Annotated in this window: 14 protein-coding genes; 9 read left to right on the forward strand and 5 right to left on the reverse strand. The window is 63.2% G+C overall.

Annotated elements, in window-relative coordinates:
- Positions 1-44: 44 nt before the first annotated feature.
- Together EYQ35_10630 and EYQ35_10635 are read right to left on the reverse strand one after the other, a co-directional pair.
- Positions 45-587, reverse strand: a complete 543-nt coding sequence (locus tag EYQ35_10630; protein ID HIF64590.1) for a hypothetical protein — start codon at positions 585-587, stop codon at positions 45-47.
- Positions 588-711: 124 nt separating this feature from the next.
- The gene (locus EYQ35_10635; protein ID HIF64591.1) at positions 712-1,209 is read right to left on the reverse strand and encodes a M67 family peptidase; all 498 of its coding nucleotides are present in this window, start codon (positions 1,207-1,209) and stop codon (positions 712-714) included.
- A gap of 43 nt (positions 1,210-1,252) precedes the next feature.
- On the opposite strand from EYQ35_10635, the gene EYQ35_10640 reads away from it, so the two are divergent.
- Positions 1,253-3,301, forward strand: a complete 2,049-nt coding sequence (locus EYQ35_10640; GenBank protein HIF64592.1) for a hypothetical protein — start codon at positions 1,253-1,255, stop codon at positions 3,299-3,301.
- A gap of 42 nt (positions 3,302-3,343) precedes the next feature.
- Here the strand turns inward: EYQ35_10640 and EYQ35_10645 are convergent, their stop codons facing one another.
- Entirely contained in the window at positions 3,344-4,318 is a 975-nt protein-coding gene (locus tag EYQ35_10645; GenBank protein HIF64593.1) for a flippase-like domain-containing protein, read from the reverse strand.
- Between the two features lie 145 nt (positions 4,319-4,463).
- On the opposite strand from EYQ35_10645, the gene EYQ35_10650 reads away from it, so the two are divergent.
- Together EYQ35_10650 and EYQ35_10655 are read left to right on the forward strand one after the other, a co-directional pair.
- Entirely contained in the window at positions 4,464-4,787 is a 324-nt protein-coding gene (locus EYQ35_10650; GenBank protein ID HIF64594.1) for a hypothetical protein, read from the forward strand.
- Between the two features lie 24 nt (positions 4,788-4,811).
- A complete protein-coding gene (locus EYQ35_10655; protein ID HIF64595.1) occupies positions 4,812-5,222 on the forward strand; it encodes a hypothetical protein in 411 nt (136 codons plus the stop codon).
- A gap of 140 nt (positions 5,223-5,362) precedes the next feature.
- Here the strand turns inward: EYQ35_10655 and EYQ35_10660 are convergent, their stop codons facing one another.
- Positions 5,363-6,505 carry a flippase-like domain-containing protein gene (locus EYQ35_10660; protein ID HIF64596.1) on the reverse strand — a complete coding sequence of 381 codons (1,143 nt, stop codon included), beginning with the start codon at positions 6,503-6,505 and terminating at the stop codon, positions 5,363-5,365.
- 138 nt (positions 6,506-6,643) lie between these two features.
- On the opposite strand from EYQ35_10660, the gene EYQ35_10665 reads away from it, so the two are divergent.
- The 3 genes from EYQ35_10665 to EYQ35_10675 are packed head-to-tail and all read left to right on the forward strand — an operon-like array spanning position 6,644 to position 11,920.
- Positions 6,644-7,891: a tetratricopeptide repeat protein gene (locus EYQ35_10665; GenBank protein ID HIF64597.1), complete on the forward strand. Its 1,248-nt coding sequence runs from the start codon at positions 6,644-6,646 to the stop codon at positions 7,889-7,891.
- Complete coding sequence (locus EYQ35_10670) at positions 7,888-8,730, forward strand: CbbQ/NirQ/NorQ/GpvN family protein (protein HIF64598.1); 843 nt, start codon at positions 7,888-7,890, stop codon at positions 8,728-8,730. Before EYQ35_10665 ends, EYQ35_10670 begins: the two co-directional genes overlap by 4 nt.
- A 4-nt stretch (positions 8,731-8,734) precedes the next feature.
- Positions 8,735-11,920 carry a hypothetical protein gene (locus tag EYQ35_10675; GenBank protein HIF64599.1) on the forward strand — a complete coding sequence of 1,062 codons (3,186 nt, stop codon included), beginning with the start codon at positions 8,735-8,737 and terminating at the stop codon, positions 11,918-11,920.
- Positions 11,921-11,925: 5 nt separating this feature from the next.
- On the opposite strand, the gene EYQ35_10680 is transcribed toward EYQ35_10675, so the two are convergent.
- A complete protein-coding gene (locus tag EYQ35_10680; GenBank protein ID HIF64600.1) occupies positions 11,926-12,567 on the reverse strand; it encodes an endonuclease III in 642 nt (213 codons plus the stop codon).
- 197 nt (positions 12,568-12,764) lie between these two features.
- Here EYQ35_10680 and EYQ35_10685 point away from each other — a divergent pair, with 197 nt between their 5' ends.
- The 3 genes from EYQ35_10685 to EYQ35_10695 all read left to right on the forward strand — a co-directional run.
- On the forward strand, positions 12,765-14,465 hold the full coding sequence (locus EYQ35_10685; protein ID HIF64601.1) for a hypothetical protein: 1,701 nt from the start codon (positions 12,765-12,767) through the stop codon (positions 14,463-14,465).
- Between the two features lie 96 nt (positions 14,466-14,561).
- Positions 14,562-15,350 carry an enoyl-CoA hydratase/isomerase family protein gene (locus EYQ35_10690; protein HIF64602.1) on the forward strand — a complete coding sequence of 263 codons (789 nt, stop codon included), beginning with the start codon at positions 14,562-14,564 and terminating at the stop codon, positions 15,348-15,350.
- Between the two features lie 53 nt (positions 15,351-15,403).
- On the forward strand, positions 15,404-15,998 hold a 595-nt coding region (locus tag EYQ35_10695; GenBank protein HIF64603.1), incomplete at its 3' end, for a haloalkane dehalogenase.

The following is a 15,998-nucleotide window of genomic DNA, read 5'->3' on the forward strand; positions in this document are numbered from 1 at the left end:
GCCAATACCCTGCGGGCTCACCCGCGGGCATTCGGAAGCCCGGATCAGAATACCAGGAAAGCGTTCAGGCTGGGTATGAAGGTGGCCTGTGTATCGTCACCGCCGAGATCCACCAGCAGCGGGACCTTCAGGGTAAGGCCGCTGCTGTCGCCCAGGCGCAACCTCACGCCACCGCCGAGATAGCCTACCTCGGTAGTGCCGTCGCCCAGGCCCGAGCCCCGGCCGGCACCAGCCGACAGGAACACGCGGGTGCGCGCGTCGGTCTCGCTGTTGGAGTAAAACCTCAAGCCGGCGGTATAGAGTTCGGCGGTACGGTAGTCCGAAGTCGCGCTGTCCTTCGCCTCGATGCGCGTGGCTGTCAGCTCAAGAGCCAACCTGTCGCTGAGGCCTGCCACCAGGCCGGCACGTCCCAGCCAGCCCGCGTCCAGGTCTGACCCGTCCTCCAGGCTGGTAAAAAGGCCGACGCCGAGCTCGGCTTCCATGTTGGCGGCCTCGGCGCTCGGCGCCAGGGCGAACAAGCTCCCAGCGGTCAACAGGGCCACTATTACTCTCGGAAAAAGTACTCTCGAAAAAGATCGCTTCGTCATGCTTACTCCCCTCTGAACGAACAGTCCGAGCAGGCCCGGACTAGATGCCGTCAACTAATACCGGAAGCCGGTCCAAGGCAAGGCTACAGAACCGACTTCCAGGGCCCTTTGGCGGCGGCTTCCTTCAGTCTAGCTGCAGGTAGCTGCCCTCGGCCTCCGACCAGGCAAATACAGCCTCGGCCCCGGGCTTGCCCTCCTGCACGGGGATCACGACCTGCAGGGCCTCTGGGTAGGAGGGTTCGCCGAAGGGGGTGGCCTGGGCCACATCTTCCTCGGAAAAATAAGCCTCGTGGTCCGGGTGAGAGTGGTAAAAGGCCACCAGCCGCCAACCGGGCCCATCGGCTTTTTCCAGCGCCTGGCGCAGCTCGCCAGCGTCCCCCACGTAGGCCGTCCGGGCCGTTCGGGGGTAAGCCACGGGGTCAACACGGTGCATTTCGTCCTGCACGTTGCGAATCGGCACCACCTCAAGAGCCCCCTCGGGCGAGGCCAGTACCAGCCCACAGCACTCGTCTGGGTAGCTTCGGGCGGCGTGATCCTTCATGGCCAGCAGCCCTTCGGGCTCCAACCGGGTCACCATCGCGCCCCGTTCCCGAGTTGGCCACGTTGACGGATTTGTCGGCATTCCATATAACTTGCGAGTTTACATCTTCCGCAGGGGCACACTAATGACGAGCGACACCAACGCATCCACAAAAATTGAACTCTTTCTCAAGCCCAAGGCTGTCTCATCGAGAAAGCTGGCGCGCGACGCCGAGGGCCGCCTGCTGCTGGCAGAGGAAAGCGCCATTGACCGCGATCGGACCCGCAACGCCGGCATCACCATAGCCGAACTCGGCCGCCGCGTGCGCGTATTCAACTCGGATATGACCAAGCAGATGGCCTCTTACCTCGTGCCCGCCGAGCTCACAGAGTTCTCCGATGGTGCAGCCGATCTCTCGGGCGTGACCAAGACGCAGATCGGCCGCCTGCTATGGCTCGACGGCCTCTACATCCGCCACAACCCCGGCCTACGCGAAGTCGGCATCAACGACCGCGGCGATGTGATCCTGCGCCTTGACCTCGAGACAGCCGAGGACCCGACCATTGGTCCGCTGATGAGCTCTTACAACACCACCCAGTCAACGCTCTCCTCGCGCCTGGTTGCGCGCATAGACAAGAAGAGCCACGACCGCGACGTGAAAGAAGCGCGAGCCTGGCTCGAGGCCATGAACGTGCTGACCGGCGGCAAGACCCTGCGCGCCCGTTTCTTCAGCGGTGGCGTGCAGGCCGAGCATCGTGGCAACGTGCCGCAGCTCTACCGCACCACGCAGGTAAACTTTTTCCAGCTCAACGACCCAGTCAACCTCGAACTCGCCGGGGTACTCGAGCAGCGCTTCGAGGCCATGGATCGCCCGGTGCCCATAGTGCGCACGATCTCCGTGGTAGGCATTCCGCCCAACGAGCGCGCCTACAAGGAATTCGTCAGCCAGCTCAAGGATAAGGACGAGAACCCCATCAAGCTGGGACTGCCGACGAGGCTGCGAGACTCGCAGTTCTTCGACACCTCGACCAAATCGATTGCCCCCTCGTGCTTTTTCTACGCCTGCAAGCTCGACGACATAGGTGATTCGGTGGTCATAATTGCCATAAACACTGATTACCACGGCGAAATTAAATCCCGTGGCATTCACTCCGGCACCACCGCGGTGATGTCGGTGGCAGAGGTCATCGGCGCCCACGCGTCAAGCGCAATACTGTCGAGCAACGGCAACTGCACGGTGTTCATGGGTGGCGACGGCTCGGGCAAAACCCGAGCAGCCACCTTCTGGGCAGAACGCAACATCGACACCCGGCGCAACGAGCTCAAGCGTCGCTACACCCTGACCTCGGACGAAACCAAGGCCACCGACACAATGAAGAGCGTGGGCTACCTGGCCCAGGACGACTGGATCAACCTCGTGCCGGCCGGCCAGAACAAAGACGGCAGCGGCAACTGGGACACCTGGCCAACCGAAAGGTTCTTCTACCTTCGCACGCGTGGCCTGCTGAGCCGCAACCTGGTGCTGTCTGAAAACGAAGCCGTAATCGAAAACCCCATGGCCGACTACGGCGCCGACGGACACCGAGAAGTGTTGGGCCAGTGCACCCACGATTACCCGCACGAGCGTCTCTTCTACGACCCCGACTGGGATATTTTTTACTGCGACCGCGACGTCCATAAGCTCGGCCTCATAATGCTGCTCGAGGACGACCCCGACCTCGACTTCGTGATCCGCAGGCTCAGGCCCACCCAGGCTCTCGACTTCATAATGAAAGGCCGCGCGGCGGACGGCAGTTTTCAACCCTTCTATAACGACAGCTCCGACGTCTCCTCGCTGCTCATCGGCCAGGGCGTGACCGGCGACCGCCTGCTCGACGCGCTTAAGGCGGCGCGCAGGGGCGACGTGGCGGCGCTGATGAATGGTGACGAAGCGCTGGGAGCCTTCATCCTCGACAGAATCGAGCGCATGGTACTGCTCTACAAGCACCTGCTCTCCGACGTGCCGGTGTACGTTCTCAACGCGGCCGAGGCGGGGCCCGACCTGCTGCAGGACATGGCTTGGTACTGCTCGGAAAACCCTGATTCTCTCAAGCCCGGCCGCGAGAAAACTGTTGTCCAGGCGGTGAGCCTGATGGAAAAAGAGTTTGGCGTGACCTACGACGACAACGGGCTCTGGAGCCACCTCGGTAAATAATCCGGGGCTACGTCAGTGCGGCGGGGATCGCGCAGCGAAGTGTCAAGCCTCGTGCTCGCTTCCCCTGAGCGCCGGCATGCCGGAATCATCGGCGAGAAACACCAGCCCGCCCACCGCCGACGAGGCCAGCAGCACGATCAGCCACAACAGCCCCAGCGCTATGCCCAGCTCGGGCGAAACCCCGGCGTGAACAATAAACCACACGTACCCGCCCTCCCTTATTCCCAAGCCAGCCAAGCTCACCGGCAGGGCTGACAGTATCGTCACCAGTGGGTGGAAGACGAAGTAATAAGCCAGCGGCAGGTTCAGGCCCAGGCCGGTGCCCAGCATGTAAAGCGTAAGTACCTGCAGGCTGTGAAAGGCCAGCGACACCCATGCCGCCTTCAACAACAGCCCACGGTCGAACCAGAACGGGGCGAGATCGTCTTCGAGCAAGCGCCGTATTCGATTCGTGTCGCCCAGCAAGCGTCGCGCGATCATGGGAATGAGCCACCAGCCCACCAGCATGGCCAGGCCCAGGGCCCAGGTGAGCCAGACCAACCACGGCGGCAAACTGAAGCGGCCCCACACGCCGATGGCCACCACCGCCACCACCACCAGCATGGCCAGTCCTGACAGGCGGTCGAACAACACCGTGTTGAGGGCCACCGCGCGCCGGCCGTCGGTACGGCCAAGATAGAGGGCGCGCACAACGTCACCGCCCAGGGTGCTTGGGCCGAACAGGTTGAAGAACATGCCGATAAAGTAAAAACGGGTAACGGAGACCAGCCCGGCGTGAAAACCCACGCGTTCTGATATGACGCGCCAGCGCCAGGCAGTCATTAACTGGCCGGACAGGTAGAGCAGTACCGCTCCGATCACGACCAGCGGGTCGACCTGCAGGAGCGCAGCCACCAGCAAGCTGGGATCACCCACCTGTCGATAGACCAGGTAGCCAGCCAGCAGCGATACGGCCAACTTGAGCGGTGTTCCCCAGCCCATTTTGCCGCCCATCGTACTGTCCCCGAAAACGCTCATCCCCCTATCTGGATACCAGCCAGCGGCCCTGTCCTCAATACCCCCGCTGATGACCGGGCCTAAATATTTCCTGGACACCTTGACAGGCGAGGCCTGCAACGGAAGAATAACGCGTTACAAAAAGCTCCAAGGAGGATGCACCCCAATGGGATCGAAGGCACGTTACGCCTCAGCCATCGTTGCGATCCTTGCCCTTTACGTGGCTTCCTGCGTTGACCCGCAGGAAGTTACCGACATAAAGGCCAAGGTCGACGAGGTACAGGCACAACAAAAAGACATGATAGGAAAACTGGCAGGCTTGGCGGCCGGTCAGAAAACAATACTGGCCAAAGGGCCGGCCGCTGCTGCGCGACCGTCCAAGCCCAAGGACGACCCGAACAAGGTCTACCCGGTAAAGAAGGGCAACTCGTTCTGGAAAGGCGCCGCGAACCCGACCGTTACGGTGGTCGAGTTCTCGGACTTTCAATGACCATTCTGTGCACAAACCACCAGTTTGGTGGATCAGGTAGTCAAGGAATTCCCCAACGACGTACAGTTTGTCTTCAAGAACTACCCCCTGCCGTTTCATAAGCAGGCCATGCCTGCCGCGAAGGCTGCTGTTGCAGCCGGCAACCAGGGCAAGTTCTGGGAGATGCACGACAAGATCTTCGAAAACTACCGGGCCCTGAGCGCGGAGTTCTTCGTCAAGGCCGCCGGCGAGATCGAGGGTTTGGACGTTGAGAAGTTCAAGACTGACATGGACTCGCCCAAGACCCAGGCGCTGATAGTCGAAGAGATGAAAGAGGCGGGCACCGTCGGTGTACGGGGTACCCCCACTTTCTTCATCAACGGCAAGAAGCCCACGGGCCGTTCCTTTGAACAGTGGAAGACCATCATCAGCGCGGAAATCAAGAAGAAGGGCTGACCTGGTATCTGCCAGGAAGCCCGCTGCGAAAGTGGCAAGGCCGGTTCCCCCACGGGAGCCGGCCTTTTTTTTGACCACGTTTCGCACCACGACCTTCCGTGCCGGTCGTTGTCCGGATGTCTCTCTTGAGCCCGGGCCTATCAGGCCTGGCCGCTGTCGGCCGTCACGACCACGGGCTCGCCGTCCACCAGCACCCACTCGGGTCGGTAATCCTTGGGGCGAGCCCAGAGAAAGAACGCGCCCGTCAGGGTCAGGGCCTCGGCCGCCCAGAAGCCCAGCGCGGCAGATATTATGGCCTGTGAAGTGCCCATTTTCTCGCCCAGCAGGTAGGTCTGCGCGATTTCACGGATACCTTCGCCAGCTATGGTAAACGGCGATATCACGGTAGCAAAAATCTGTATCGACGAGGCAAAGGTCACCTCCCAGAAGCTCGCGCCCACGGCGCCCACCGCCAGCGCCGTAAAAAAATACATCGCCGCTGTCGTGAAGTGCACGAGCCAGCTCTGAATCGCCGCGTTGAGCAACAACATGCGTTTGTCGCTGTATGCCGCCGCGGCTTTGGACACCCGCGTAACGAAATCCGCGATCTTGTCGCGCGCCGGGATGGGAAAGTTTTCTATCACCCACTGCACCAGGGTGGGCTTGAACAGCATGGTGAAAAATAGCAGGAGCACGGCCGACGCTATAGGCACCGTGAGCACGGCGACGCGGAAAGCGTTGTCGCCGAAAATCGAAATGCCCAGCGGCATTGCGACGAGAAAGGTAAAGAAAATTCCGAGTACGCCCAGGACTTTTTCGATCACCGTCGCGGCCGTTACCTCGACAGTGCGATTGCTGAAGCGGGCTGCGTCGTAGAGCTTGTAGCCGTCAAGACCGACGGTGGACGGCAGGAAGGTGCCCAGGAAACGACCGATGAGAAACGAGCCGAATATATGTTTGAAGGGGAGGGCTATGCCCTGGCCCTTGAGCAGCAGCACCCAGCGATACATGCTGGCAAGTATGCCTATGAACTTTATGCCGGCGGCAAGCGCCACGAACATCCAGAAGTTGTCCATGTCGATATTAGGTATGAACTCGCGGATTGCGGTGAAGGTCGTCACGCTGCGACCGTCTTCGGTGGTCACCTGGTGCGAGAGCAGCAGGTAGAAAGCGCCCACCGTTATGACGGCTTTCACTGCCGTGGACAGCCACGACCGGAGCGTAGGGTTCAAGTTTGACCAAGCCTGTTTCAATTTGTTTATCATTGTCGCTTTCCCGTGGTCTCCCTGACCGTGACTCGCCATGCAGGCAGCCAGCCCAGATTATAGAACAGTCGCGCAGCAGCTGCCGTTTTTTTGGGCCGGCGGCTTCCTCCGACCGGCCCCTGGGCTGGTCGCGCGGACTTCAACAGCGTAAGGATACCTGATAAGCCAGTTGAGGACGTGAGCAGACAATCAAAATCGAACACTTGTGCAAAGTGCGGAGGCAGCCTCTCCTCGAGGCAGTCCTGGTGCGGCGACTGTGGCACCCCGCGGCGTGATAAGCCCCGTGAAATCAGGGCAAACCCCCTTGCGCTCGCGGTTTTTGGCCTGCTGTTTGCCCTTGGGGGCCTGGGCGTTTACCGGCTCAACCCGCCCCCTCCCTCCCAGCAGCGGGCGGTATCGGGTGCTCCCGGCGCTACCCGGCCGACGGCTTCATCCCCCGCGCTCGACCTCGCCCCGGCCGACCACCCGATGGTGGAACTGCCCGAAGAAGTAACACGCGTGCTCGATAGGCTTTCGGAGGCAGCCGAGGCCAGCCCCGACGATCTCGAGTCCTGGTTGATATTATCCCGCGCGCGCTACCGCGCAGGCCTGATCGATCCGTCTTACGTCGAAAAGGCCCGGCAGGCCCTGGGCCACGTGCTCGAGCTGGACGCCGACTCGCGCGAAGCCATCCGCATGTACGGCAACCTGGAGTACAACGCCCGGCAGTTCGTACGCGCCGAAGAACTCTTCAATCGTTACCTCCAGATCGACCCCGACGACGCGGCCGTGCGCACCGACCTCGGCTCATCGCTGCTCTTCCAGGAACGACGCGAAGAGGCGCGCGACACCTACCGCGAGGTCACCGAGAAAACACCGGGCTTCATGCAGGCCTGGTTCAATCTCGGCCTGGTGCAAAACGGCATGGGCGACCGTGAGGGCGCGCTGGCAAGCCTGAAAAAAGCAGGGGCCATCGCCAAAGACCCGGAACAGAAACGTCGTGTCGAGACCCTCGTAGCGTCGTTGGAGAGCCTACAGGCAGCCGGGCCCACACCGCGCAGCAGCCGCACGGGTGGCGGCAGCGCTGCGGCAACGGCCGGCGGTGGTAAAGCCGAGAGCAATGCCTCCAGCGATTTCCAGCGTGGCGCCGACCGACTGCTACTCGACCACCGCATAGTGGGCCCGCGGGTAGTCGCCATCAGCTGGAGTTCTGATTCGTTGGCCGAGGTAAAGCTGAATAATTTCCCCATGGACAATATGCCACCGGTGGTACGCAATCGTTTCAAGTCGCGCATCAACGAAGCCCTGGCCTCGCTGGCCGAAAAGAGCTCCCTCGACGACGCGATCAACATAGCGCTGGTCGACAGCGAGAGCGGCCTCACCATGGACAAGCTGGACGGCATTGAGTTGGTTGGCGCCTTCGACCAGCCGGAGGACCTGCCGTGAGCCCGAACGCCGACAGCATTAGTAACGGCGACCACGGAGACGCCCCATGGTACCTGCCCATAAACGACGAGGTCGAGATCTTCGAGGCCGCCTTCAAACTTCAGTTGCCCATACTCCTCAAGGGGCCCACCGGCTGCGGCAAGACCCGCTTCGTAGAGTACATGGCGTGGAAACTCGTCAAGGCCAGCGACGACCGGCCCCTGCCGCTTATCACCGTTGCCTGCAACGAGGACTTGACCGGCAGCGACCTTGTAGGCCGCTATCTCATCCGTGGCGACGAGACCGTGTGGATGGACGGCCCGCTCACGCGCGCGGTGCGCAGCGGCTGCGTGTGCTACCTCGACGAGCTGGTCGAGGCCCGCAAGGACACCATGGTGCTCATCCACCCGCTCACCGACCACCGGCGCATACTGCCCATCGACAAGCGCGCGGAGATCGCCCAGGCCCATCCCGAGTTCATGCTCGTGGTGTCATACAACCCCGGCTACCAATCGGTGCTCAAGGATCTCAAGCCGTCCACTCGGCAGCGCTTCGTGACGCTTGAGTTCGGCTACCCGCCGCGAGACCGCGAGGCCGAGATCATCGCCCACGAAAGCGGCGTTGATCTCGAAACGGCCATGGACCTTGCCCACCTCGGCGAGCGCGTGCGCGAACTCAAGTCGGGTGGACTCGAAGAAGGCGTGAGCACGCGCCTGCTTCTCTACGCCGCCCAGCTGATCAACCACGGCACCACCCGGCAGCGAGCCTGCGAGGCGACAATGATACGGGCCCTCAGCGACGACCCGGCCACGCAGGGAGCCGTGGCCGAACTCGTGTCGTCTATTTTTCCGCCCGACTGACGCAGTGAGCGACGAACGAAAGTGGTTGTCGAGCCGCCACCTGGCCGACGGCAGTGAGGGGGAAGCCGCGCTTGAGATGGTGGCTTCACTCCCACCCGCCGACCGTGAAAAACTGTTGGCCACCGGCGACCTGCTGGCACTTCGCTCGGTCACGCTGGCTCACTCTTTCCTGGTCGCGGCTGCCGCGGTAACCCGCGAGTCGCCCGCGCGCCTGCACGACTGGCTCGCCGGCACCGTCACCCTTCTCGGACAGGACCTCGAGCAGCGCGATGCAGCGTCCGCGTGGTTCGAGGCGAGCCGTTTTCTCTACCGCGAAGGCTCACCGCTCGAACCCGGGCAGTGGTTGGCCTGCTGCACCCCACTGCTGGAGCGCTCGCGTCGACTGGGCAGGGACTTTGCCGAGGCAACCGCGCCGGCGCTCGAAAGCGGCACGGTAAACCCCACCGCCCTACTCGCCTGGCGCGACGCCACCCTCGAGCTGCTCGTAGACGGCGGTTGGCAAGAGGAAATGGCAGGCCGGGCTCTGGTGGAAACAATGCCCGGCCTGCTGGACGTACTCGCCCCGGGGTCGGTGGGTCACTGGAGTCGCTGCGTGTCGGCCCGCCTACCCGGCCGCCGCAAGGCTCCCCCCTGGCCACCGCGACTCGCCAGCGATCTCGCCGGCCTCGAAGCCTCGGAGCAGGAGCGCTGTCTCAAGTTCTGCGCTGACCTGTCCGCCGGTGACCCTCTCGCGGCACGCGAACTGGTAAGCGCATTGCCAGCAGCGCTGAAATCGCTTTCCCCCGACTGTCGCCGTCCACTGTTCGAAGCCGTCGAAGAGGCACTTAAGTCTGCGCCAGCGGCCGACGGACTGGCCGACGCGCTGCGCCTGCTGTCGGCCACCTTGCACGACCTCGACCAGGACGACGCCTTGTTTTTGTTGTCGCGCGCACCCGCGGTAACACGCCTGCTGCCCGCGGCGCTGCCCACCTACCTCAGATCCATGCACCGGGCGCTCGACGAGGGCGGGCGCGAGGGTGTCGAGTTGTGGCTCGAGCAAGCGGACGAGCTGGCCGACCGCGGCCAGGCGGCACTGCTCGCCCACCTGGCCATACACACCAGGACAGCCCACAAGCTGCTCGTCGAGCACAGCGCGAGCATGCAGTTCGAAGAGATAGAAGGTCTCATGCAGCGCTACCTGCGCATGATGTCACGCCGACATTTTCAGCTCGTTGCGTCGACCGGCACCTGGCTGAGACCGCCCTTGTCGCCGGGCGATGAAACAAGCCTGCGCCTTCCCGAAAAGGTGAGCCTGTTCTCGAGCAGCGAAGATAACCTGCTAATGTACAAGCTCACCGTAGCCCACGTGGCTGGCCGCTGGGAGTACGGCAGTTTTGACTTCAACATCGATCACTTCAAGGGCCTGGGCTGGTCGCCGCCCACCGTTGCAGGTCGTGAAAACAAGCCGGCCGACGAGTCGACGGGCCTCGCGGCCCTGCTCGAGTCCTACCCCAACCCCTTGCTCGCACACGGCCTGTTCGTGTTGCTCGACGGGGCGAGAATAGACGCCTGCCTGCAGCGCGAGTTTCCCGGCCTGGCCATCGACATGCAACGGTTGGGCGCCCACTACGCCGACAACCCACCGCCGCAGGCGGCCGATCGCCCGGCCGACCTGCTGCTCGAAGCGCTGTTTCATCTCACCGTGGGCGGGCACAAACGCGAAGACCTGGAGCCGCGGCTGGCCCGCTCGGCCGCGACCCTGGCCGAACCGCTACGGCGACTCCGCCATCCCGAAGCGAGCGTGTATGACAGCGCCACGTTGTTTGCCGCCCTCTACCCGCTGCTCGCCCTGGCCGAGTCGAGGGCCGAGGACCCCGACGACCCAGACAACTTCATCGAGCTGGGCGGGGCGACAATTCTCGACCCCGGCGACATGGGCGAGGACCCGGCAGGCCCCATGCCCGGCGCGGCGGGTGACGACAAGGCCAAGGCCGGCCCCGACGACGGCGAATCCCTGGACCCGGGCGAGCGTGAGCTGCAACTGTCCGAAGCTGACGGCGACGACGAGGCCCCCGGTACGGCGCTGAGCACTGACGAGATCCGCCGCCTGCTTGAGCAGGCCGATTCTCTAAAGCTTTCCGAGTCGCACGGCAGCGAGCAACCGGGGCTGGGACTCTACATTACCGACCTGCTGGGCAAGCTCCCCTCGGATTCGCTGCGCGAACTACGTGCCATGGTGGATCGCGGCGACACGGCCGCCGTGCGTGACTGGCTGCGCGAACAGGTGCACACCGACAGTTATCTCTATGACGAGTGGGACTACCAGGTGTCGGACTACCGCCGCCAGTGGTGCAGCCTGCAGGAGACCAGCATCGAGGGCGACGGCGGCCACTACTATCTCGAGGTCATCGGCCGCTCAGGCGAGTTGCTCTCGCAGGTGCGGCAGGAATTCAACCGCATGAAACCCGAGCAGTACCGTAAGGTACGCGGCATGGAAGACGGCCACGACTTCGACCTCAACGCACTGGTCGACGCCCAGGCCGAGCTCAAGTCGCGCAGGTCGCCCACTGATCGCTTCTATATCTCCCGTCGCCGCGAAGAACGCGACGTGGCGACCTTGTTCCTGGTCGACATGAGCGCATCTACCGATGAACCCCTGGCCGACAGCGACGACGAGCCACGCCTGGTCATAGACCTCATCAAGGAAACCCTGGTGGTGCTTTCCGAGGTGCTCGGCGACATCGGAGACTCCTGGGCCATTTACGGATTTTCGGGTAACGGCCGACACAACGTGGAGTACTACCAGGTAAAATCTTTTGTCGAGACCATGGGGCCCATGGTGAAGGGTCGCATAGGCGCCATCCAGCCCCGTCGCTCAACACGCATGGGCACCGCGCTGAGGCACTCGGCCGATAAGCTGGCCCGCGTGAGCGCGCGCTCCCGCCACCTGATACTTCTCAGCGATGGGTTTCCGCAGGACAGCGACTACGGGGAAGACCGGCGCTCAAACACCTACGGCATACGCGACACTGCCATGGCCCTGCAGGAACTGGAGCGCTCGGGCGTGGGTAGCTTCTGCATAACCATAGACCCCTCGGGACATGACTACCTGCGCGACATGTGCCCCGGCGCGCGCTACTCGGTCATAGACGACATAAGCTCGCTGCCCGGCGAGCTGCCACGCGTCTACCGCCGCGTTACCCGCGCGTGAGCGCCTCAGCGACTCTTGCCCACGCCCAGGCGCGGGCAAAACCTGGCCACCGGACACTCGCTGCATTTTGGCGAAATCGGTCGACACAGTGTCTGGCCGAAAGCGACCAGGAGGTCGTTGTACTCATGCCAATACCGCCGGGGTAGTTTTGCCCGCAGCGCCATCTCGGTCTGCTCGGGCGTGCGCGTTGACACGTAGCCCCAGATATTCGAGATGCGGTGCACGTGGGTGTCCACGCACATGGCCGGCTTGCCGTAACCCGAGGTCAGAACCAGGTTGGCCGTCTTGCGGCCCACCCCCTTGAAGGTGAGCAACGTGTCGATGTCGTCGGGCACGCGGCCGCCGTGATCCTCGACTATCCGTCGGCACATCTCTACCAATTGAGGGGCCTTGGTCTTGTAGAATCCAACCGGGTAGATCGCCTCGCGCACCACCGCCGGGTCGGCCCGCGCGAGACTTTCTATGTCGGGAGCCAACGCGAACAGCCGCCGGCTGGCCTCCGACGTGACGCCGTCCTGGGTGCGCAGGCTCAGGATGCAGGAGGTCAGCACGCGGTAAGGGTCGCGCGTGGTCTCGGCTATAAGCGTGACCACCGGGGCGTTCCAACCCACGTAGGCGTCGCGCAAACGCTTGAGGACGTGGGGCATGCGCCGTGAGGTCAGCGGCTCGATAGTCTCCCCTGTAGTTGCTGCAGCGGTCACCTGGGACGAATAAGTTCGCATACCCACGATTGCAAGCCCCCACAAGGGGGGGTCTCGCGTTAAATCACTGGACAAAACACCCTCACCCTTTCTATAGTCTGCAGTGGCCCTGCCCTCGCAGGTAACCCGGGAGACTGTACCGCATGAAGACCGTCCGCCCCAAGAACGTCGCAGCCATTCTGGGCCTTTTTATTTTTGTTGCCCTGGCCACAGCGCCCGCCGCCTTTGCGGGCCCGGACTCTGAGACCAAGTGCAAGATGAACAAGCTCAAGCAGGCCGGTAAGGCCGGCCTGTGCAGGCTCAAGGCCGAGGCCAAGGCCGAGATCAAAGGCACCACCGCCGACGTGTCCAAGTGTGCGAGCAAGCTGGCCGCAGCTTTTGCCAAGGTCGAAGCCAAGGAGCAGTGCCGCGCGGGTGGCACCGTGGCCGCGGTGGAGCCCAGGCTCGAGTTGGTCGCTTCGCAGGTTACACTCGAGTTGGTCGGAAACGGCGACTCGACCAAGACCGCCTCTAAGTGCCGTGCGGCCAAGCTCAAGGCTTCCGGTAAACAGCTGGCTTGCGTTCTCAAGGCCCAGTCCAAGGCTGAAGCCAAGGGTGCCGCGACCGATTTTACCAAGTGTGACTCCAAGTTTGCGGCCGGTTTCCAGAAAGCCGAAACCAAGGCCGGCGGCCAGTGCCCTTCGACAGGAGACACCGCCGCCGTGTCGTCTCACATTGACGACGCCTACATCGAGATCGAAGCCGACCTGGCCGACCTCGGCGTAGAAGACTTCGCTGAGCTGCGTGAATACGGCGTGGGCAACAAGTCGCTCACGCTGGTCGACAGCAGCAGGACGGTGCCCGCTAACGGCACTTTTCCCGGTGCCGCCGAACGCAGCCTGGAAGTAGAGATCTGGTACCCGTCCACAATCTCGCCGGTGTTTGGACAGTTTGTGAACGCGCCCCTGCAGGCCTCCGGTGTTCCGTGGCCGGTGGTGGTGCGCGCGCACGGTTTCGGTGGAGTCAACAGTGATTCGGCCAACCTCACCCGCCACCTCGCCAGTCGAGGCTACATAGTAATAGCCCCCAACTTTCCGCTGTCGTGGTTGTTTGCCCCCGGTGGTTCGACGCTTCTCGACCTGGCGAACCAGGCACTGGACCTTTCCTTCATGCTCGACAGCCTCGAGGCCATGAACGCCGACCCTAATGATTTCTTCTACGGGGCGATAGACACCAGCCGCGTAGGTGCCACCGGTCACTCGCTGGGCGGAGCCACCGTGCTGCTGTCAGGCTACCACGTGGATCTCTTAGACCCGCGCATAGACGCCGTGGTGGCGCTCGCTCCCTTTGCCTGCGCGTTTACCGAGACCTTTTACGACGGCGGCAGCGCACCGCTGATGATACTGGGCGGTGACGAGGACCTCATCACCCCCTACAACAGCAACCAGGCCGTGCCCTACAGCTTGGCCGATCCGTCAAAATTCCTGGTTACCCTCGACGGCGGCACCCACATGAGCTTCGCCGACAGGCTCACCTTCGCCCCAGAAGAAAACGGCGACGAGGCAATCTGCACCGGCGTGTTTCTCCAACCCGGTGACCCGAGACCCCTGCCGTCCAGTGGCGGCTTCGACCCAAGCTTTCTCGGCGGTGCCGCCGCCGGGATAGACACCGCGGGGTCGGCCTGCGAGCCTATCTGCCCCCTGCCCCCGCCCACGCACATGCTCTTTGCCCGCCAGCACGAACTCACGCGCGCGGCGACGCTGGCGTTCTTTGAGATGCAGATCCACGGTGGGGTTTCAGCCGCTCGCCTGGTGCGCACCGGCCTTGGCAGCGCCGCGGACGTCACGGTGCTTACGGCCGAGTAGTGCAGAGGCTTCCGGCTCGAACGCGTGCACTTTGACTCAGTCTTGCGCGCGTGGGATTCGTCGCGACGGGAGTAACCTGCCTTGTCCAACGAAGCCATCAGCTACCAGAACATCAGCTACCAGGTCTCCGAGGGCGTCGCCCGACTGACGCTTGACCGCCCCGAAGCGATGAACTCGCTCGACCTGCCTACCTGCCGCGAACTGTCAGACGTAGCCATACGCATAGACGAAGACCCCGCCGCGAGGTGTGTGCTTATAAGCGGCACGGGCAAGGCCTTCTGCGCTGGCGGAGACGTGGCCGCCTTTGCGTCTGCAGGCGACGGAGCCCCTGCCCTGCTCAAGGAAATGACCGGCTTCATGCACTCGGCATGGTCGCGATTGCTGCGGGGTAACGCCCCGGTGGTTACCGCGGTCAACGGCGTGGCAGCCGGTGCCGGCCTGGCCCTGGCCGCCTTGTCCGACCTCGTCGTGGCCGCGCGCTCGGCACGCTTCACCATGGCCTACACAGGCATCGGCCTGACACCGGATGGCAGCTCCACCTACTTCTTGAGCCGCCTGGTCGGCCTGCGACGTGCCCAGGAGCTGGTGCTTACCAATCGCGTGTTGTCGGCCGACGAAGCGCTCGACTGGGGATTGGTCACACGCGTGGTCGACGACGAAGAACTCGCGCAGGAAGCCGACAAGCTCGCTGCAAAACTCGCTGCCGGACCCACCCTGGCCTACGGCCGTAGCAGGGCGCTGCTGCTGTCAGGACTGCAGGAATCCCTCGAGACACAGATGGAGCTCGAGGCGAGGGCCATCGCCGACTCGGGCCGCACGGCTGACTTTCGCGCGGGCCTGGACGGCTTCGTCAACAAAAAACGGCCAATCTTCACAGGAAACTGAGATTGGCTGATTGGAAGCAACGCAAGGCCTTCACCGACATCAACGGCCTGGCCATGGCCCACGTGGAGCAGGGCGAGGGAGACCCCATAGTGCTGCTGCACGGCAACCCGACGTCTTCTTACCTCTGGCGTGACGTCATGCCCCCCCTCGAGGGACTCGGCCGCTTGATAGCACCCGACCTCGTAGGCATGGGCGACTCCGACAAGCTGCCCGAAAGCGGACCCGGCCACTACACCTTCGTGGAGCACCGCGAATACCTCGATGCATTGCTCGAGACCCTGGGCGTGACCGAGAACGTGACGCTGGTGGGCCACGACTGGGGCTCGGCCCTGGGTTTTGACTGGGCCCGCCGCCACCCCGAAGCGGTGAAGGGCATCGCCTACATGGAAGCCATAGTAATGCCTCTCACCTGGGACGAGTGGCCCGACGCGGCCCGTGGCGTCTTCCAGGGCTTCCGCTCGGAAGCGGGCGAAGACATGGTGCTCGAACAAAACGTCTTCGTTGAGCAAGTGCTGCCCGGCTCCATATTGCGCGACCTCAGCGACGATGAAATGGCCGAGTACCGTCGACCTTTTGCGAAGGCGGGTGAAAGCCGGCGGCCCACGCTGACCTGGCCACGACAGATTCCGCTGGCGGGCGAACCCGCCG

The sequence above is a fragment of the Candidatus Binatota bacterium genome (assembly GCA_012960245.1).
In the GTDB taxonomy this organism is placed as follows: Bacteria; Desulfobacterota; Binatia; order UBA1149; family UBA1149; genus UBA1149.